A 19,140-nucleotide genomic window follows, 5' to 3' on the forward strand; every position below is an offset into this window, starting at 1 on the left:
ACCCAATTGAAAGACTGGCGTCATAATGGTGCGACACAGCATTTCGTTCCTTCGGCTCCGGGAAAACTATGGATTGCCCGATCCGGGTGCCGACGGCGGGCTTCCTGGCGTCGTATTGGTGGTGCCGGATGGCGACGTCGCCGGACTTTGGCCACCTGTACCGGTCTGCGGTGAAGGGCTGCGATCCGTGGGCGCCGTGTTATTGGGTTGCGACGGCGGCGTGTTGTTGATCGGATCGCTCTGTTTTTCGCCACCGTCGCTACAGGCGCTCAAAAGCGCGACAGCCGACAGCGCCACAACGAAGCGCTTCATGTCTTGTCTTCTCCATGGGACTTTCGGAATGCGGCCTGCCGGCGATGCGCATCGAGCGCGATCACCTTTTCGACTGCGGCGACATCCTCGGCGGTTGCAGCCGGAATAGGGTCGCCGGCAATGGCTTCGAGCACTTCAGGCGCCAGAGCCCCATTGCGGATGACATATTCCAATGCCTCGCGGGTCTGCCGTTCGGCCTTCAGCTGGGCGTAAAGGGCAAGGATCAGCCGGTCGCGTACATCGCGCCGACCCTGATTACCGTCCGATCTGGCAAATTCTGCCATGGTCTTCCTCCGTGTTCTTGCTGAAGGATGAACTTTCGGTCACAGCGATTGTTCCCTCTGCGAAAGGTTCCACTATCTCCTTGAAGAGGCGAGGTACGGATAAGGAGAGGAAACCATGTCGACGCTGACACCCCAGGAACTGGAAGGGCGATTAAATGCGCATCGCGAAGTGCTCATCGAGCTCTTGTCCGCCATGATCGGCGGCGAAGTGACCATCACCTCGTTCCTCAGACGGCTGCGCGATGACGCCACGTTCAAGGACAATGAGGAGGACCCGGGTCTGCTGCCGGAAGGAGCCTTCGCGATCGAGAACGCCGCTGCCCGCGAGGTTCGTTCGATCCTCGGCGCTGCTCGCGCCCGAGCGGAAGCGGACAAATGACAACGCCCTGTTAACCAAGCGATTTCACATTTAGGGCGATCCCGCCACGTTTATGGCCATTTCGTGGAACTACAATACGACTTTCTCGTTCATTCACGACCGAAGCGATGGAGGCGACGATGGTCAGAGAATGGGTAGAAGCGGCAGGCTTTGTGCTGGTGATCGCCGCCTGTTACATGATGGTCATCCCGGTCTGAGTTTTTTGAACTCCTGGGGAGGAGAGCGGCCTTGAGGTCAGGGCCAACTGCTCTCGCGGCTGGCAAAGAAGGTCGCGAGAGCAGCAAAATCTTCTTCATTCAATTTTTTTGCCACCTCCGTCATCAGGTGGCTGAAGGAAGACCCGCCTCGGACACCTGCGTGGAAGAGGCGGAGCTGGCGCTCCAGATAAGGGGCGTTTTGACCTGAGATGCGCGGATAGGCAGGATTGCCGCCGGGCTTTTCGTGGCAACTGAGGCAGGCGGGAATTTTGTCTGCCGCTCTTCCCCTTTCCGCAATCTCGCGGCCCTTTTCCACGAGCTGTGCGTTCAAAGGCGCAGCGGGTCGCGGCGGCCTCGCCTGCTTGGCATAATAGCTTGCAAGCTCCGGCAGGCTCTCGTCGGGCAAAGTCCCGATCGCAACCTTCATGATGCCGCTCGCCCTTTCACCGTGCGCATAGGCGCGCAGGCTGTTGAGCAGGTAGGCTTCCGACTGGCCAGTCAGTCGCGGAATGATGCTGTTGCCGTTGAGCCGCTTTTCCGCATGGCAGCTTTCGCAGGTGATCGGCAGCGGTGAGACTTCGCCTGCGGTGCCGATGCCATGCAGGCCGGATGCCTGCAGATAGGCACCGCTGTCCATGCCCGGCAGCTTTCGCAGAAACGCTACCATATCCCAGACTTCGTCGTCGCGCACCTGCGCGGGCCAGGCCGGCATGCCGGTGAAGCGTACGCCGTGCTTGACGATCTCGAAGAGCTGCGCATCGCTCCAGGTGGAAACCACTGTCTTCAGGTCCGGCGGTGGTGGCAGCATGGCGAGCACGGCGCCGGAGCGCCCCTGCGCCGGTGAGCCATGACAGATCGCGCAGCCGGTCTCGAAATGCCCGGCCGCCGGCGGCAGCAATGCCGGATTATCGAGCGGCGGCGCTTCGATGGAAAGAGCCGCAGTCCGGATCGAATTACGCATCACCCAGTGCAGGAACCAGTCGGTCATTCCCCAATGACCGGTGCTCGCCTTGACGCTCATCAGTCCGGACCAGGCGAACCCGAGCCCCAGAAGCGGCGCCACGATCACCAGGATCGCGAGATATTTCCAGCGGATCGTCATCGGCCACTCCTCCACAAAGGCCCCCAGCGCGGCGCCGTCCGGCATGCAGGGCGACAGCCCCTGTGTTCGCAACGGCGCAAGCGTCCACGGCGAGGCGGCTCGTCTCGGCCGTCACCGTAAAACGGATGGGGAGAAAGGGAAAGCAGCACGTCCCGCAGCACCGTCAGGAGAGGTCGGCGACTTCGGGAGAGGAGCGGGCGAAAAATTCGGCACCAAACGTACCATCCCGAAATTTGTTCCAGCCCCGTGATAACTTTGTGTAACCGGCTGTGAAAAAGATGGAACGAATCCTTGGACGACGGGTTTGCTCCCGTGTGAACGGGCAATAGCCCAGCATTCGCGACGGGAGAAAACCATGAGACACTTTCTAAAAATGCTCAGAAACAGGCTCACCGGCACTCAGCAGAAGAAAACTTTCGCCGTGGCCCATCCGGAAGAACTGCAGGTCGTCGTACCCGAGGCCGTCGTCCTTCCGCTACCCAAATCGCCCCGAGAAGAAATCAGCGTCCCCGCCTCCATCAACGGCCGGGATCTCTCGACCGGCCGGCTTTAAACCCGGTCGAAACTTTGCGAACAACAGAACTGTCCACCAAAGGAGACCAGTATGACCACCATCGAGTCCGCCAACATCCTGATTCTCGCGGCAGACGGCTATGAGCGATCGGAACTGCGCGTCCCGCTGGAGGAACTGAAAAACCGCGGCGCCGCCGTCAAGATCGCGTCCATCAAGGCGGGAGAAATCAAAAGCTGGGACAGAAAGGACTGGGGCGATAGCGTCTCGGTCGATCTGCAAGCCAAGAACGTCAAGGCGGAGGATTTCGATGCCCTCGTGCTGCCGGGCGGCCAGATCAATCCCGACATCCTGCGTGACAACGAAGATGCGATGAAGGTCGTGCGCGACTTCGTGAAAAGCGGCAAGCCAGTCGCGGCGATCTGCCACGGCCCATGGTTGCTGGTGGAGGCCGATGCGCTTCGCGGCCGCAAGGCGACGTCCTATCATTCGATCCGCACCGACGTCCGCAATGCCGGCGCATCCTGGAAGGATGAGGCGGTGGTAGTCGACAACGGCATCATCACCTCGCGCTCACCCGAAGATCTGCCGCAATTCGTGGCGAAGATTGTCGAGGAGGTCCAGGAAGGGCGCCACAATCGCCGGGCAGCGTAAATTGACGTCAGCTCGGCTCCGGCCGCCCGCAACCTCCTCGCGGGCGGCCGACGCGGAAGCCTAGACTTCCTTTAGAAAAGCGAGAAGCCGCCGTTCGTTGGCGCGCAACTCCTTCGGCCGCGTCAGCGCCGCCTTATCCCTTATCACCTTTTCCAGCGGCGAGACATCCTCCGAGAGTGTGAGAATGCTCGGGTGGATGTAACTTGAGCGGCAGACCGCCGGCGTATTGTGCAGAACTTCTGCCGCCGCCTTGCACATCGCCTTGATCTTCGGGCGCCCGCCCTCCTCCGCCACCTCCCAGGCTGCCATCAAGGCGGTGAGACTGCCACCCCAGGTGCGGAACGTCTTGGCCGAGACGGCGGACCCCGCGGCCTCGGCGAGATAGGCGTTGAGCCGGCCCGAATCGATCGGATGCGGCACGCCCTGCTCGTCCGGCCAGGAAAAGAGCTGCCGGCCCGGAAGGTCGGCGATCTCTTCCAGGATGCGCTGCAGACGGGGATGCTTCAGCGTGTGCTGGACGCGTTTGCCGCCCTTGGCGACAAAGCGCAGCATGATCGACTCGCCCGACAGCGTCATGTGGCGCTTCAGGAGCGTAGTCGCGCCGTAGGTCTTGTTTTTCTTGGCGTAGAGACGGTTGCCGACCCGCAGATGGGTCGCATCCATCAGGGCCACCAGCGCGGCGATCACCGCATCGGACGTGTCGAGGCCAAGCTCCAGATCGCGTTTCGCCTTGCGGCGGATGCGCGGCAAGGCCTCGCCGAACCGGACGAGCTGATCGAATTTGCGTTCGCTGCGGAAATTCTGCCAGTCGGGATGGTAGCGATACTGCTTGCGGCCGCGCGAATCGTAGCCCGTCGCCTGCAGATGTCCGCGCGGATCAAGGCAGATCCAGACATTCTCATAGGCAGGCGGCAGGCCGAGCGACGCGATCCGCAGGCGATGTTCCGGATCGGCAAGCAAGGTGCCGTCCGGCAGGCGGTAGGTGAAGCCCTTGCCGCGCTTGAGCCGTCGGATGCCGGGCTCCGTATCGCTGACATAAGTAAGGCCGATTGTCCTGAGGGAGTCTTGATCGATGTCGATCGTGGTAAGCATAGCGTCCATGGCCGATCAAACGGCGAGGCCCGCGCCTTCGTTCCGGCACTCGCTACGATAAACAGCTAGATAGCGATGTCCTTGAGATTTTCGGCGCCCTCGCCTCGTTCGAAGGCGGAGCGTGGTGCGTTCAAGGTCCAGCAAAGCCCCTCGGTGCGGAAGTCGATCTCGACACGGCCCGCAAAAGCCGCCGCCGCATGGCGCTTGATGATCGTCGTGCCGAACCCGGTGCGGGAAGGCTCATGGACCGCGGGGCCATTTCTCTCCTCCCAGACGAGTTCCAGCCGGTTTTCGCCGTCGTCCTCCTCGACCAGATCCTTCCAGGCGATGAGCACCTTGCCCTGCGGCACCGAGAGCGCGCCGTATTTCACCGAATTGGTCGCAAGCTCATGGAGGATGAGGCCAAGGTTCTGGACCGCTTCGGCCTTCAGGATAAAATCTGCGCCCTGCAGCTCGACCCGGTCGGCCGCGTCCGCGAACGTGCTCATGTGGATTTCGATGACGCGCCGGATCGAGACTCCCGCCCATTGCTCCTTCGCCAACGCCTCGATCGATTTTCCGAGACCCTGTAGACGCGTGCTGATTGCCTTCTGGAACTCCTCCATCGTGGTGTCCTGGCGCGCCAGCTGGCGCATCATCGCCTGGATCAGCGTCAGAATGTTCTTGGTCCGGTGCACCAGTTCATGCAGGATGAGGTGGATACGGTCCTCCGCTTCGCTGCGGTCGAACGAGGCATTCGAAAGTGCCACCGCGACCTGGTTGGCTTCCCGGATCTTCGTCTCCACCGGAGAGACGATCTCGCCCTTGCCGATCCGCTCGGCCATTTCGGCGATCTGCCGGATCGGGATGCGAAGCTGGCGGCCGACAAGCCATGCAATCAGCATTCCGACGGCAAGGAAGATCGCGCCGCCGGCAATCAACTGCCGCCACGTCGTCAGGATACTCGCCTGGGCCGCATCGATCGGTCCCCAGACGATGGCCTTCCATGTCCAGCCGGTGATCTGCGCGTAGCCGTACATCTGCCGGCGGTTGCCATCGACATCTTCGATCGTGCCCTTGAACCCCGTCATCAGCTTCAGCGTATCGGCCGGAAACGCGGTGCCGGAACTGAGCGCATGGGCGCCGAGCGAGGTCACTACCTTTCCGGCTCCATCGACGATCGCAACCGACCAGCCGACAGGAAGACCTTCCGTCGAGACGAGTTTCTGCAGGTCCTCGGCGTTCTGCGTCATGATCATCGCGGCGCCGGAATGGGAAATCTCCTTGGGCAGGGGCATTGTGATGTTGAAGACATGCTTGCCGCTGGTGGCGCCGAAAAAGACGTTGGAGACCTCGGTCACGCCGTTGTTCAGAGCCGATTGGAGCGCCGGTATGTTGGAGATCTTGCCGAGCGGCGCGTCGAACTCCACGCGCGTGTTGAGCCGCTGCTGCCCATCCGCATTAACGACGAGGATATAGAGCGAATCGGACCGGAGGCTGTTCTGAGTTCGGTTGTGGAAGGCGCGCAGATCGCCGGCCTCAAGCTCCGGCGACGTAATCAGCAGCCTCAGCGTCGTCGCCATGTCCTGCAGCTCACGGTCGATCGACCGGGCGATAAGCTGGGCATCCTCGGCGGTTTCGCTCGCAAGAATCTCCCGCTCGTTCGCCTCCAGCTCCATCATCAGATAACCGACGAAAATCAGCAAAGGCAATGCCACGCCAGCCGCCAGAGCGACCAGGTACGCACCAATCGGCGCCGTCGGGAAAAACCGCGAAATTCTAACCATTCCGCGCGTTTACCCTATAGAAGAAAGCTGCAGGTGCCTGTGCCACCTGCCGGCATTGTCCATTTCCGTATCCCGCCATCTGCTAATATTCTAGCGGGGTCTTTTCTAACTGGTTTTGAGAGCCGGGCCAAGGATTGATTGCCGGCGATATGTTTTTCCGGAAGGACGGCTGCGGTTCAGCGAGGACGCTCCGCCACGTCAAAATTCACGTCCCAGTTCTTTTTGGGCGCCTTCTGGCCGGGAGGGGTGCGGTGTTTCGTGGCATCGTCGGAGCCGGTGATGACCGTCGGTTTGGCACTTGCGACGCCGCTCGACTTGCGGTCGGCCTTGGACTTGGCATACTGCCCCTCGGCATCCTTGTGGATTTTGGCTCTGTTATTGTTCTCGGTCATAATGTCTCATTCCCGAATGAAGTCAGGCCCCAACGAAGTCAGGCCGCCGACAGCGGCCTGACGCATGGTTCAACCGATCAGACAGTGGTCGAACCCGCCAGCGTATCGGTCGAACTATTGTTGACTCGCAGGTTGTTCTGCACATGCCGGACGCCGGAAACATCGTCCACCAGATCCTCTGCTCGCCGCTTGTCCCAGCGGCTCGACACGAAACCGTCGAGCGTCACTTCGGCGCTCTGGACGGTCACGGTGATATTGGATGCGTCCAGCACCGGATCGTCGCTGAGGCGATCGTTGACGTCCTCCTCGATACGGGCATCGGAGCGCTGATAGCCCTTCGGCCCCTTGCCGCGGTGCTCATCCATCATCCGGCGATGTTCGGCGTCTTCGTCGCCGAACCAGGAGGCGACCTCATCGCCGGCCCGCTCTACGAAGCCGCGTCTGCGGCCATAGTCTTCCGATCCGCGGACGCGACTGTCCGAACCGGAACGGCTTTCGCCGCCGAAACGATAGTCCGAACCGTAACGGTCACCATAGGCCTGGTTGACACGGTTGCGGCCGGGCTCGTAGCTGAACGACGAAGGCCGGCCGCGATAGGATTCACGAGCCCAGGCCTGCGAGCGGTCCGAGTCGCCATAACCGGCCTCGAACCCGCCGTCATCGGAAGCCCATTGTTCGCTGCGGCCGTAGCGGGAAAACCGCGAACGATCGCCGTCCTCCCGATTTGCATCGCCGCTGCGCAGATCGTCGCTGAAACCACGCACATAACCCGTATCGCCGGGACGGTAATCGCTGGACGACTCGCGCGCAAAATCGCGCTCGTCACGCATCCGGTCATTTCGATACCCGCCCGATTGGGAATAGTTTCCACTGGCCATTGTCTGTCTCCTCGGTCTGGTCTGGTTTGGTCCCGTTTCGCACAGGACGCTGATTCAACCCCGCCTGTCCGGGATTGTTCCGCGTTTTCTGAGGAAATGCAGGGGGCTCAATCGGAGGAGACGGCCACGACCATGGAGACGCCAGGGAGAGTTTCACCGGCAGCAATGTCCGCAGGTCAGTGTGGATGACGGCACCGGAAATCGGTGGTACGGCCTTCGGCTTGGCCGAGAGATTTGCCCGTAGCTGCAGCAGGCGATCGCGATGAACTTGCTTCTGGTCCGCGAGCGCGCTCCGAATACAGCTTGGAGCGCTCGAAGATATCAAAAGAGGCCGCAGGTCAAACTCGCCTGCCGGCTCAATCGATACGGCTGGTCGTCTCCGGATCGAAGACGACGGCCTTGTCGAGATTGAAAGCGAAGGGGAACTTCTGGCCGAGCTCGACATGTACGTCGGAACGGGTACGGGCGGTGAAGGTGGCGCCGTCAAGCCTGCCGGTGACGAAGGTATCGGAGCCGGTCGGCTCGATCATCGTGACTTCCGCCTCGATCTGGGCGGTGGCGCGTGCGTGCGGATCGACGAGACCGGCATCGGTGATCGTCTCCGGGCGCAGGCCGAGAATAACGTCCTTGCCATCCGGAAGGCTGGTGGTCACGGAAGGCGGCATCGCGACCTTGACGCCTTCATTGCCGAACAGCGCAATGCTCTGCTGGCCATTGGCGCCGGACACCTTGCCCTTCAGCATGTTCATCGCCGGCGAGCCCATGAAATCGGCGACGAAGAGATTGGCCGGGCGGCCATAGATTTCCGCCGGCGTGCCGACCTGCTGCACCATGCCCTCTTTCAGAACGACGATCTTGGTGGCAAGCGTCATCGCCTCGATCTGGTCATGGGTGACGTAGACGATCGTCGCGTGGGTATTCTGGTGCAACGCCTTGATTTCGGCGCGCACTTCGACGCGCAACTTGGCATCGAGATTGGAGAGTGGCTCGTCGAACAGGAAGACGCGCGGCTGGCGAACCAGCGCCCGGCCCATGGCGACGCGCTGGCGCTGGCCACCGGAAAGCTGGCTTGGACGGCGCTTCAGGAGATGCTCGATCTGCAGCGTCTTTGCGACCTGCTTGACGGCTGCCTCGCGCTGCGTCTTCTCGACGCCGCGCATTTCCAGCGCGAACGCGATGTTCTGTTCCACCGTCATGTTCGGATAGAGCGCGTAGGACTGGAAGACCATGGCGATATCACGCTTCGACGGATGCAGGTCGTTGACCACCTGGCCGTCGATGACGATGTCGCCCGACGACGGCGGCAGCAGGCCGGCGATCGCGTTGAGCAGGGTCGACTTGCCGCAGCCAGACGGGCCGACGAGAACCAGGAAGCCGCCCTTTTCGAGCTCGATATTGATGCCCTTCAGGATCTCGTTATTGCCGATCTTCTTGCGAATATCCTTGATTTCAAGAAAGCTCATGTGCGGTTATCCCTTGACTGCGCCGGCCATCAGGCCACGCACGAAATAGCGTCCGGCGACGACATAGACGAACAGCGTCGGAAGCGCTGCGAACACGGCAGCCGCCATATCGACATTGTATTCCTTGACGCCGGTGGAGGAGGCAACGAGGTTGTTGAGCGCCACCGTCATCGGCGAGGACGTGCCGGATGAGAAGGACACGCCGAACAGGAAATCGTTCCAGATATTGGTGAACTGGTAGATGATCGTCACGACGATGATCGGTCCGGAACTCGGCAGCAGGATGCGCCAGAAGATCCGGAAGAACCCGGCACCGTCGATCATCGCGGCCTTTACCAGCTCGTCCGGGAAGGCTTCATAATAGTTGCGGAAGAACAGCGTCGTGAAGCCGAGGCCGTAGATCACATGAACGATAACGAGGCCCGTGGTGGAGTTCGAGAGCCCAAACGTGCCAAGCACGCGCGCCATCGGGATCAGGACCGCCTGGAACGGAATGAAGCAGGCAAACAGCATCATGCCGAACATCAGCTTGTGGCCCGGGAAACGCCACTTGGTCAGCACATAGCCGTTGAGCGCACCGAGCAGGGTCGAGATCAGAACCGCCGGAACGACCATCTTGATGGAATTCCAGAAATACCCCTTAATGCCAACGCAGCTGACCCCGATGCAGGCCTCGCCCCAGGCGCGCACCCAGGCGGCGACCGAGGGATCGCGCGGCAGCGCCAGCATGTCGCCGCCGCGGATTTCGTCGAGCGACTTCAGGGACGTCGACAGCATGACATAGAGCGGCAGAAGATAAACGAGGGCCAGGATGACCAGCGCGGCATAAATGAAATAACGGACGGTGCGGGCGCCGCCGGCGCTGACGGTTTCTTGTGTCGCGCTCATGACTGCTTCTCCCGAAGCTCCGAATAGAGATAGGGCACGATGATGGCAGTGATCCCCATCAGCATCATCACGGCGCTCGCCGATCCGACGGCCATCTGGTTGCGCGTAAACGTGTAGGAATACATGAAGGTCGACGGCAGCTCGGTTGCATTGCCCGGTCCGCCGCCGGTCAGCGCGATGACCAGGTCGTAGGACTTGATCGCCATATGCGCGAGCACGATGAAGGCGGAAAGGAAGACGGGCCGCAGCAGCGGGATGATAATCCGGCGATAGATCGATACCGTCGAGGCGCCGTCGATCTGGGCGGCCTTGATGATCTCGCCGTCGATGCCGCGAAGACCGGCCAGGAACATCGCCATCACGAAACCCGAAGCCTGCCAGACGCCGGCGATCACGACGGTGTAGATCGCCATCTTGGGATTGACCAGCCAGTCGAACTTGAAGCTCGTCCAGCCGAGATTGTGCATGGTGTTCTCAAGCCCGAGGCCGGGGTTGAGAAACCATTTCCAGGCCGTGCCGGTGACGACGAAGGAGAGCGCCATCGGGTAGAGGAAGATCGGCCTGAGCAGGCCTTCGGCGCGGATCCTCTGATCCATGAGGATCGCGATGCCGAGCCCGAGGATGATGCAGATGCCGATATAGAGAACCCCGAAGATCGCCAGGTTCTGCATCGCCACATACCAGTTCGGCTGCGACCAGAGGCGGAAATAAGCGTCGAAACCGCCCCATTTGTAGACCGGCAGGATGCGTGAGGTCGTGAACGAAAGGTAGACCGTCCAGAGGATGAAGCCGTAGACAAAGACGAGGATCACCGCAAACGACGGCGCCAGCACGATCTTCGGCAGAGCGTTGCGCACTCCGTCCGCAATGGAGCGGCGCTCTCTGTGCGGCTCAAGCACGGGAACCGGTTCGATTGTCGTCATGATGACCTCCGGCAGATACCAGACAGAAAAATAGACCGGCAAGCCGGAATTTGAAAAGTGGCCGGGAGATTATCCCGGCCACTCGGATGTCAGAACTTTCGCGGAAACGCGGTCACTTGGCAGCCTTCACCGCTTCCGGCAGGCGCTTCAGCGCTGCTTCGGTGGTGAGCTGGCCGTTGAGGTGCTGGGTGATGACGTCGAGCATGGCTTCCTTGATGGCAGCCGGCTGAGCGTAACCATGGGCGAGCGAGCCCATCAGCGTGCCCTTGGAAGAAGCTTCCGTCAGGTCCGCCATGCCTTTCTTGCCGCACTCGTCGAACTTTTCGTTCGAGACGTCGGTACGGGCAGGAACCGAACCCTTGACGGTGTTGAAGGCGATCTGGAAGGCCGGATCTTCGACGGCCGAAGCCATCTTGAACTGAGCCTTTTCGGCGTCGCCGCCAACGTTGAACATCATGAACTGGTCGGCGTTGAAGAGGACCGAGCCCTGGGTGCCGGGGAAGCGGATGCAGACGAAGTCCGTGCCTGGCTTCTTGTTGGCGCGCAGCCACTCGCCCTTCGACCAGTCGCCCATTTCCTGAGCCCCGGCCTTGCCTTCGATGACGAGGGCGGTCGAGAGGTTCCATTCGCGGCCGGAGAAGTTCGGGTCGAAATAGGTGCGCAGCTTCGACATCGTGTCGAAGACCTTCTTCATCGTATCGCCGGAAAGTGCGGCCGGATCGAGATCGAGAACGGCCTTCTTGTAGAATTCCGGACCGCCGGTCGAAAGCACGACGGCTTCCCAGAGCGTGCCGTCCTGCCACGGAACGCCGCCGTGAGCGAGGGCGGTGAGGCCCTGGCCCTTGAAGGCGTCGAGCAGCGTGATGAGTTCGGCGATATTGGTCGGAACCTTGCCGCCGGCCTTGTCGAGAGCAGCCTTGTTGATCCACAGCCAGTTGGTGGAGTGGATGTTCACCGGAGCAGCGATCCAGTGGCCATCATACTTCGAGAAGTTCTGGAGAGCGGCCGGGATAACCTTGTCCCAGCCTTCCTTCTTGGCGAGGTCGTCGAGGTTTGCGGCGACGCCCATTTCGGCCCAGTCCTTCAGGTCGAAGCCGAGCAACTGAACGGCGGTCGGCGGGTCGCCGGCCGTAACACGGGCGCGCAGCGCGGTCATGGCGGCGGAACCTGCACCACCGGCGACCGGCATGTCCTTCCAGGCGACGCCCTGCTTCTGCAGGTTTTCCTTCAGCACGTTGAGCGCTGCGGCTTCGCCACCCGAAGTCCACCAGTGCAGGACTTCGACCTGTTCTGCGGCCTTGGCGGCACCGGCGGTCATGGCGATAAGGGCCGCACCGGCGGCAAGTTTGGCAATCATTCGAATATTCATTGAGAATCTCCCTTTGCATCCGGGCTCCTCTCCGGATATGGCGATTTATAACGATATAATTGCTGTCGGTGTCAACCCGGTCGGAGGAGTTTTTGATATCGGGGTGGCCGCAGTTAACGTGATGAAAAAACTTGCAAATTTATAGAATGGCCAAATTTTCCTCAGGATCCGAGAAAAATCCCTGGCGACTTCCGCAAGATTTGCAACGATATAGATGAGGCTCGCTCCGGTTTTTGGGCGGGAACGGAGGAGAAGAGGATATGTCGCTGGAAGACCTGGGGGACAAGGGTCGGCGGGCGAAGTCGCAGCGGGCAACCGAAAAGCCCCGCGTTGATGCAAAGCCTACCTTGAAGACGATCGCCGAACTGACGGGACTTGCGGTCACGACCGTATCGCACGCGCTTGCCGATGCGCCGCAGATCGCGCTCGAAACACGTCAGCGCGTCCGCAAGGTCGCAGCCGATATCGGCTACCTGCCGGACCGGGCAGCGCAGCGCCTGCGCACCGGCCGCACCAATGTCATCAGCCTGGTCCTCGATCCGCACGAGGAAATCCTCGGTTATGCCACCTCGATGATCAACGGGCTGACCGAAGCCCTGCGCGGCACGGCCTATCATCTTGTCATCACGCCGCATTTTTCCGATACGCCGCAGATCGACCCGGTGCGCCACATCATGCGCAACCGCATGGCCGACGGCATCGTCTTCACCCGCACCGAACCGGCGGACGAACGAGTCAAGCTTTTGATGGAGAACAATTTTCCGTTCATCTGTCATGGCCGCACCGAGCTTGCCACCGCTCACCCATTCGTCGACTACGACAATTACAGCTTCGCTTACAAGGCCGCAAAAAAGCTGATCGCCGCGGGTGCGAGAAAGCTCTCGATCATCCTGCCGCCGGAGCGCTTCACCTTCGCTCATCATCTACGTCACGGCTTCATGACGGCGGTGCGCGAGGAAGGCGTCGGCTTCGAGATCGCCAAGGGCGTCACGCTCGACAGCAAGTCGGACGATATCCGTGATTATCTGTTCCGTCGGATGGCCGAGCCTGAGCGCCCGGACGGTTATATCTGCGGTGGTGAAGTGTCGGCGCTCGCCGTCATGGCATCCGTCTACGACCACCAACTCGAACTCGGCCAGGATATCAGGCTGGTGGCCAAGCAGACTTCGGGCCTGTTCGATCAGATCCGCCCCCGCGTCGAGACGATCTATGAGGACCTGACAGAAGCGGGCCTGCTGATGGGCAAGCTGCTGCTGAAGCGGATTGCCGGTCCCGCCCCTATCCAGGAATTGCAGGCGCTCCAGACGGTTTGACCGCCCGGAGCGCCGTCCGCATGACCCGTCAGGAAGTCATGCGAAGAGTTTCAGCGCCGCGCTGTCCGCGGCTTCTCAGTCCTCTTCGACGAAGACCTGCTCGCGCTTCTTCTTCACACTCGGCAGGAAGACGACGACGAGGACGAGGGCTGCGAGGAAGAGGAGGCCCGCGCTGATGGGACGCGTGACGAACGTCGTCGGATCTCCCCGCGAAAGGATCATCGCCCGCCTGAGGTTCTCTTCCAGCAACGGGCCGAGCACGAAGCCGAGTAGCAGCGGCGCCGGTTCGCAGCGGAGCTTCACCAGCGCGTAGCCGATGAGGCCGAAGAAGGCGACGGCGTAGAGATCGTAGACGTTGGAATTGACGCTGTAGACCCCGATGGCACAGAAGGCCATGATGATCGGGAACAGCACGTAATAGGGGATGGTCAGCAGCTTCACCCACAGCCCGATCAGCGGCAGGTTGAGCACCACGAGCATCAGGTTGCCGATCCACATCGAGGCGATGATGCCCCAGAACAGAGCGGGCTGCTCGGTCGCGACGTTCGGGCCGGGCACGATGCCCTGGATGATCATCGCGCCGACCATCAGCGCCATGACGGGGTTCGCCGGAATGCCGAGGGTGAGCAGCGGAATGAACGAGGTCTGCGCACCGGCATTGTTGGCCGATTCCGGACCGGCGACGCCGGCAACGGCGCCGTGGCCGAATTCTTCCGGATGTTTCGAAACCTTCTTTTCCACCGTGTAGGAAGCAAATGCTGCAAGGATCGCGCCGCCGCCCGGCAGGATGCCGAGGATCGAGCCGATGGCCGTGCCGCGCAGAACCGGCCCGACCATGGCCTTGAAATCCTCGCGGCTCGGCATCAGACCGCTGACCTTGGCCATCAGGACCGAACGCGTCTTTTCGTTTTCGAGATTACGGAGGATTTCCGCGATGCCGAACACGCCGACCGCAACCGCCACGAAATTCAGCCCGTCCGCATATTCACGAATGCCGAGCGTGAAACGCGGTGTGCCTGTATAGATGTCGGTACCGACGAGGCCGAGCAGCAGGCCAAGCGCGACCATGGCAAGCGCCTTGAGGATCGAACCGTGGGCAAGCGCGATCGAGGATACGAGACCGACCACCATCAGCGAGAAATATTCCGCCGCTCCGAACTTGAGCGCGATCTGGGTAAGCGGCGGCGCGAAGATCGCCACCAGGAAGGTCGAAACCGTGCCGGCGAAGAAAGAGCCGATCGCGGCGATCGCCAGTGCGGCGCCGGCCTTGCCCTTGCGCGCCATCTGGTAACCGTCGATGGCGGTGACGGCCGACGAGGATTCGCCCGGCATGTTGATCAGGATCGCCGTGGTGGAACCGCCGTATTGCGCACCGTAATAGATGCCGGCAAGCATGATCAGCGACGAAACCGGCTCGAGCTGGAACGTGATCGGCAACAGCATGGCGATCGTCGCCGTGGCGCCGATACCGGGAAGCACGCCGATCAGGGTGCCGAGGAGCACCCCGATCAGGCAGAAGAACAGGTTCTCCAGCGACGTCGCGGTCGCAAAACCCAGCGCGAGATTATTGAAGAGATCCATCACTCAACCTCAATTACCGAGCCAGGGCCCGAAACGGCGAAACGGGAGGCCGAGGCCATAACTGAAGACGGCGACCGAAAAGAGGGTCAGCGCCGCCGACAGGACCAGTGCCATGAGCGGTTTCATGCGTCCCGAGGCAAAGGACGCAATCAGCGCTGTGACGAAGATCGACGGCACGAAGCCGAGGCCACGGACTGTGAGCCCGAAGAAGATCGGCGCCGGCAGGATGAAGAACATGCCGCGCCAGGCGAGCGCTCCGATCGGCCCTCCATCCACCCGCATCGACTGGATGAGGATGATCGCGCCGAACAGGACGAGCGCGCAGGCGAGGATGAACGGGAAATAGCCAGGCCCCATACGCAGCGCCGTACCCAGTTCGAGCTCGAACGACTGGTAGGCGAAAAACAGGCCCGTCGCGATCAGCAGCAGCCCGCAGATCAGATTGGCAGTATCGAATTTCAGGGAATTCATGGTGTCTCCGATAGGCTGGAGGAGGCACGGGCAGAGGGGGTTGCCCCTCACCCTCTCTCCCGCCTGCGGGGAGAGAGGGAACGTGCCCGATCCATCGTCCGAGGATGGCGGTAACGGTGCAGCATATCCCTTCTCCCGGTCAAAACGGGGAGAAGGTGACGGCAGCCGGATGAGGGGCGGCCGCCGACGGACACCTTAGTCCGCGTACTGGCCGGCGGCCTGGATGACCGGCTTCCAGCGAGCGATTTCGCCTTCGAGCTTAGCCTTCAGCGCCGCCGGGGTGACGTCGTTGTCGGGCGAAGGCACGGTGCCAAGTTCGGCGAAGCGGGCGGCGACGTTCGGGCTCTTCAACGCAGACTTGAGAGCCTTGTTGAGCTTGTCGACCGCATCCTTCGGGGTGCCTTTCGGCGCATAGAGACCATGCCAGATACCGACCTGCATGTCCGGAAGGCCCGCTTCCTTGACGGTCGGAATGTCCTTCAGGACGCCGAGACGTTCCGGAGAGGTGACCGCATAGGCCTTCACCGTGCCGCCCTGGATCTGCTTCGTGGTGTTGGTGGTCTGGTCGCACATGATGTCGACCTGACCGCCGAGAAGATCGGTCATCGCCGGACCCGTGCCCTTGTAGGGGACGGTGACGAGCGACGTCTTGATCGAGCTCATGAACAGCATGCCGCACAGATGCGAGGCGGCGCCGATGCCGGCATTTGCAACCGTCACCTTGTCGCTGTTGGCCTTGGCATATTCGATGAGACCCTTGAGGTCGTTCGCCGGCATGTCCTTGCGGGCGAGGAGCGTCATCGGAACGTCGGTGACGAGGCCGACATAGTCGAAGGCGTTCAGCGTGTCATAGGGCAGCTTGCGATAGAGCGAGGCACTGGTCGCCATGCCGATATGGTGCAGGAGAACGGTGTAGCCGTCCGCTTCGGCATTGGCGACGCGCGCCGCGCCGAGGGTGCCGCCGGCGCCGCCGACATTTTCGACGACGATCTGCTGGCCGAGATCCTTCGACATCGACTCGGCGACGAGACGCGCCACGGTGTCTGTCGGGCCGCCGGCCGCGAACGGCACGATCATGGTGATCTGGCGCTCCGGATAACCGGCGGCGTTGGCGGAAGCGGCGAAAAGGGAAAGCGCCGCAAGAGCGGTTGCGCCGATAACGGCGTTCAGGATTTTCATCGGGGCTCCTCCAGGATGAAATGTGGACCAGTGGACGCCCAAAATTTCCTCCGGCGCCAACCTGAGCACTATTTGCGGCAGGGCGCGGAGCACGCGCAATCGTTGTGGAAGCCACAAAGCGCCATTTCAGCGAATACCGCGACGCAGCATGGGTGGATTCGGAAACAATTCGCAAAAAGCATGGGTGGATTTCCACACATGCAGCTCGCAATCAGCGCTCCCTGTCATCCTGCAGCATGTGTTCCGGACCGAGCAACTTCTTGTCCAGCCCGTATTTCTGCATCTTCTCGTAGAGCGTCTTGCGCGAGATGCCGAGGGATTCGTAGACCGGCCTGAGTGCGCCCCCATGCGCTGCGATCTCGCCGGCAATCAGGTTGCGCTCGAAAGCGGCGACCTTGTCGGCGAGCCGCCCTGCCCCATCCTTTGCACCGCCGGTTTCGCCCGGCTTCGGATCGAGACCCAGCACCAGCCGATCGGCAGCATTGCGCAGTTCCCGGACATTGCCCGGCCAGTCGCGCTGGGCGATGGCGGAGGTCATCTCGGCCGGTACGTCCAAGTCCTCGCGGCCATAGCGCGCCGCTGCCTCCCGCACGAGTTGGAGAAAGAGCAGCGGAATATCCGCCCGCCGCTGTGCCAGCGACGGCACATGGATAGTCGCGACATTGAGCCTGTAAAGGAGGTCGGCGCGGAACCGGCCAGCCGCCACTTCCGCTTCCAGATCCACCTTGCTGGTGGCGATAAAACGCACGTCGAGCGGCACGGTCTCGTTCGAACCGAGCCGGGTGATCACCCGCTCCTGCAGCACGCGCAGGAACTTCGCCTGCAGGTCGACCGGCATGGACCCGATCTCGTCGAGCAGGATCGTGCCGCCGCGGCCGTGTTCGAACTTGCCGTAGCGCGGCCTGAGCGCTCCTGGAAAGGCGCCGGCCTCATGGCCGAAAAGCTCGCTCTCGATCAGGTTGTCGGGAAGAGCCGCACAATTGATGGCGATGAAGGGCTTGTTGGCGCGAGAACTGATGTCGTGCAGCGCCCGTGCCACCACTTCCTTGCCGGCACCGGTTTCGCCGATGATCAGCGTATCGGCATCCGTGGCGCCGATGGCACGGATCCTGTAGCGCAGATCGACCATGACCTGGGTGCGACCCGGAAGCCGGGCTTCGACATCGTCGCGCTTGCCGGCGACGGCCCTTAAGCGGCGGTTTTCCAGCACCAGGCTGCGCCGGTCGAGCGCGCGCCGGATGATGCCGGCGAGATGTTGCGGCGTGAACGGCTTTTCGAGAAAATCGTAGGCGCCTTCCCGCATGGCCTTGACCGCAAGCTGCACGTCGCCATGACCGGTGACCAGGATGACCGGGATCTCCGCATCGAGCTCGCGGATCTTCTGAAGCAGCGTCATGCCGTCGGTGCCCGGCATGCGGATATCGCTGACGACGACGCCATCGAAGCCGAAACCGGTCAGCTCCAGCACATGATCGGCATTGGAAAAGGTCTGGACTGACAGGCCGAAAAGTTCCAGCGCCTGCGCCGTCGAACGGCGCAGTTCCTCCTCGTCGTCGACCAGCAGAACTCTTTGCTCGCTCACTCAGCTGCCTCCAGAAGATTGCCGTCGGCAACTTCGAGTTCGATCAGGAGGACCGCGCCGCCTTCCGGATGATCGGCAACGCTCAAGCTGCCGCCGAAATCCTTGATGATGTTGTAGGAGATCGACAGCCCCAGCCCCAGGCCCCTGCCGACACCTTTGGTCGTGAAGAACGGATCGAAGATGCGTTCGTGAATAGCCGCGGCGACGCCGGGCCCGCGATCGCGCACCGAGACAAGGACCTTGCCATCCGTTTGGCTGGCGGAGACGGAGATGCGCCGGTCGTCAAGGCCTTCAACGGCATCGGCGGCATTGGTGATGATGTTGACCAGCACCTGTTGAAGCCGCACCGCGCCTGCCTTCACCGCGGGAGTATTGGGATCGATCTCAATGTCCAGTTCCGCATCCGCCGCCTTCAGGCGCGCCGCGACGATCTCCAGCGTGTCGCGCATCACATCGTCGAGCGCGACAGGCCCGAGCTTTTCGTTCGGCTTGCGGGCGAAGTTGCGCAGGTGTCGGCTGATCGAGGCCATCCGGTCGATGAGCGCTGAAATGCGCCGGACATTGTCCCGCGCCTCGTCGGTCCGTCCGAGATCGATCAGCACGCCGGTCGTCTCCGCATAGGTCTTGGCGGCGGCGAGCGGCTGGTTGAGTTCGTGCGACAGGGCCGCCGACATCTGGCCGAGGCCGGCGAGCTTGCCGGCCTGGATGAGGTCCGCCTGGGTCTGTCTCAGCCGCTGTTCGGTGAGCCGCCGTTCGGCGATCTCCTCCTCGATGCGGCTGTTGACGCGGGCGAGATCGGCGGTG

The 19,140-nt window shown here is 61.9% G+C and carries 20 protein-coding genes; 4 read left to right on the plus strand and 16 right to left on the minus strand.

Annotation, left to right across the window (positions count from 1 at the left end):
- Nucleotides 1–66 precede the first annotated feature (66 nt).
- Together MOV61_RS09110 and MOV61_RS09115 are read right to left on the minus strand one after the other, a co-directional pair.
- Nucleotides 67–312 (minus strand): lipoprotein, encoded by a 246-nt coding sequence (locus MOV61_RS09110; protein ID WP_247136338.1) that lies wholly within the window; start codon nucleotides 310–312, stop codon nucleotides 67–69.
- A complete protein-coding gene (locus MOV61_RS09115) occupies nucleotides 309–596 on the minus strand; it encodes a hypothetical protein (protein WP_038545675.1) in 288 nt (95 codons plus the stop codon). The genes MOV61_RS09110 and MOV61_RS09115 overlap by 4 nt, the downstream gene beginning before the upstream one ends.
- Nucleotides 597–711: 115 nt before the next feature.
- On the opposite strand from MOV61_RS09115, the gene MOV61_RS09120 reads away from it, so the two are divergent.
- Nucleotides 712–975 carry a hypothetical protein gene (locus MOV61_RS09120; RefSeq protein ID WP_247136339.1) on the plus strand — a complete coding sequence of 88 codons (264 nt, stop codon included), beginning with the start codon at nucleotides 712–714 and terminating at the stop codon, nucleotides 973–975.
- A 234-nt stretch (nucleotides 976–1,209) separates the two neighbouring features.
- On the opposite strand, the gene MOV61_RS09125 is transcribed toward MOV61_RS09120, so the two are convergent.
- The gene (locus MOV61_RS09125; protein ID WP_247136340.1) at nucleotides 1,210–2,274 is read right to left on the minus strand and encodes a c-type cytochrome; all 1,065 of its coding nucleotides are present in this window, start codon (nucleotides 2,272–2,274) and stop codon (nucleotides 1,210–1,212) included.
- A 355-nt stretch (nucleotides 2,275–2,629) separates the two neighbouring features.
- On the opposite strand from MOV61_RS09125, the gene MOV61_RS09130 reads away from it, so the two are divergent.
- Together MOV61_RS09130 and MOV61_RS09135 are read left to right on the plus strand one after the other, a co-directional pair.
- Nucleotides 2,630–2,827, plus strand: coding sequence for a hypothetical protein (locus MOV61_RS09130; protein WP_157885169.1), 198 nt, complete (start codon nucleotides 2,630–2,632; stop codon nucleotides 2,825–2,827).
- 51 nt (nucleotides 2,828–2,878) lie between these two features.
- Nucleotides 2,879–3,439 carry a type 1 glutamine amidotransferase domain-containing protein gene (locus MOV61_RS09135; RefSeq protein WP_247031062.1) on the plus strand — a complete coding sequence of 187 codons (561 nt, stop codon included), beginning with the start codon at nucleotides 2,879–2,881 and terminating at the stop codon, nucleotides 3,437–3,439.
- 60 nt (nucleotides 3,440–3,499) lie between these two features.
- Here the strand turns inward: MOV61_RS09135 and MOV61_RS09140 are convergent, their stop codons facing one another.
- The 8 genes from MOV61_RS09140 to MOV61_RS09175 form a co-directional block, all read right to left on the minus strand.
- Entirely contained in the window at nucleotides 3,500–4,513 is a 1,014-nt protein-coding gene (locus MOV61_RS09140; RefSeq protein WP_247136350.1) for a DNA topoisomerase IB, read from the minus strand.
- A gap of 83 nt (nucleotides 4,514–4,596) precedes the next feature.
- A complete protein-coding gene (locus MOV61_RS09145) occupies nucleotides 4,597–6,297 on the minus strand; it encodes a sensor histidine kinase (RefSeq protein WP_247031063.1) in 1,701 nt (566 codons plus the stop codon).
- Nucleotides 6,298–6,473: 176 nt separating this feature from the next.
- Complete coding sequence (locus MOV61_RS09150) at nucleotides 6,474–6,689, minus strand: hypothetical protein (protein WP_247136341.1); 216 nt, start codon at nucleotides 6,687–6,689, stop codon at nucleotides 6,474–6,476.
- 77 nt (nucleotides 6,690–6,766) lie between these two features.
- Entirely contained in the window at nucleotides 6,767–7,567 is an 801-nt protein-coding gene (locus MOV61_RS09155) for a BON domain-containing protein (protein ID WP_309493795.1), read from the minus strand.
- Between the two features lie 356 nt (nucleotides 7,568–7,923).
- The gene (locus tag MOV61_RS09160) at nucleotides 7,924–9,030 is read right to left on the minus strand and encodes an ABC transporter ATP-binding protein (RefSeq protein ID WP_247136342.1); all 1,107 of its coding nucleotides are present in this window, start codon (nucleotides 9,028–9,030) and stop codon (nucleotides 7,924–7,926) included.
- A 6-nt stretch (nucleotides 9,031–9,036) separates the two neighbouring features.
- Nucleotides 9,037–9,918, minus strand: coding sequence for a carbohydrate ABC transporter permease (locus tag MOV61_RS09165; RefSeq protein WP_038545695.1), 882 nt, complete (start codon nucleotides 9,916–9,918; stop codon nucleotides 9,037–9,039).
- Complete coding sequence (locus MOV61_RS09170) at nucleotides 9,915–10,841, minus strand: carbohydrate ABC transporter permease (protein ID WP_247136343.1); 927 nt, start codon at nucleotides 10,839–10,841, stop codon at nucleotides 9,915–9,917. The genes MOV61_RS09165 and MOV61_RS09170 overlap by 4 nt, the downstream gene beginning before the upstream one ends.
- A 112-nt stretch (nucleotides 10,842–10,953) precedes the next feature.
- Complete coding sequence (locus tag MOV61_RS09175; RefSeq protein ID WP_247136352.1) at nucleotides 10,954–12,204, minus strand: ABC transporter substrate-binding protein; 1,251 nt, start codon at nucleotides 12,202–12,204, stop codon at nucleotides 10,954–10,956.
- 266 nt (nucleotides 12,205–12,470) lie between these two features.
- Here MOV61_RS09175 and MOV61_RS09180 point away from each other — a divergent pair, with 266 nt between their 5' ends.
- Entirely contained in the window at nucleotides 12,471–13,523 is a 1,053-nt protein-coding gene (locus MOV61_RS09180; protein WP_247136344.1) for a LacI family transcriptional regulator, read from the plus strand.
- A gap of 75 nt (nucleotides 13,524–13,598) precedes the next feature.
- Here the strand turns inward: MOV61_RS09180 and MOV61_RS09185 are convergent, their stop codons facing one another.
- The 5 genes from MOV61_RS09185 to MOV61_RS09205 all read right to left on the minus strand — a co-directional run.
- Nucleotides 13,599–15,104, minus strand: coding sequence for a tripartite tricarboxylate transporter permease (locus tag MOV61_RS09185; protein WP_247136345.1), 1,506 nt, complete (start codon nucleotides 15,102–15,104; stop codon nucleotides 13,599–13,601).
- Between the two features lie 9 nt (nucleotides 15,105–15,113).
- Entirely contained in the window at nucleotides 15,114–15,575 is a 462-nt protein-coding gene (locus MOV61_RS09190) for a tripartite tricarboxylate transporter TctB family protein (RefSeq protein ID WP_038545707.1), read from the minus strand.
- 195 nt (nucleotides 15,576–15,770) lie between these two features.
- Nucleotides 15,771–16,754, minus strand: a complete 984-nt coding sequence (locus MOV61_RS09195; RefSeq protein ID WP_247136346.1) for a tripartite tricarboxylate transporter substrate binding protein BugD — start codon at nucleotides 16,752–16,754, stop codon at nucleotides 15,771–15,773.
- 211 nt (nucleotides 16,755–16,965) lie between these two features.
- Nucleotides 16,966–18,336, minus strand: coding sequence for a sigma-54 dependent transcriptional regulator (locus MOV61_RS09200; protein WP_247136347.1), 1,371 nt, complete (start codon nucleotides 18,334–18,336; stop codon nucleotides 16,966–16,968).
- Nucleotides 18,333–19,140, minus strand: an 808-nt coding sequence (locus tag MOV61_RS09205) for a sensor histidine kinase (protein ID WP_247136348.1), incomplete at its 5' end; no start/stop codon positions are given. The genes MOV61_RS09200 and MOV61_RS09205, both read right to left, overlap by 4 nt.

It is taken from the genome of Neorhizobium sp. BETTINA12A (genome assembly GCF_023006485.1).
In the GTDB taxonomy this organism is placed as follows: domain Bacteria; phylum Pseudomonadota; class Alphaproteobacteria; order Rhizobiales; family Rhizobiaceae; genus Neorhizobium.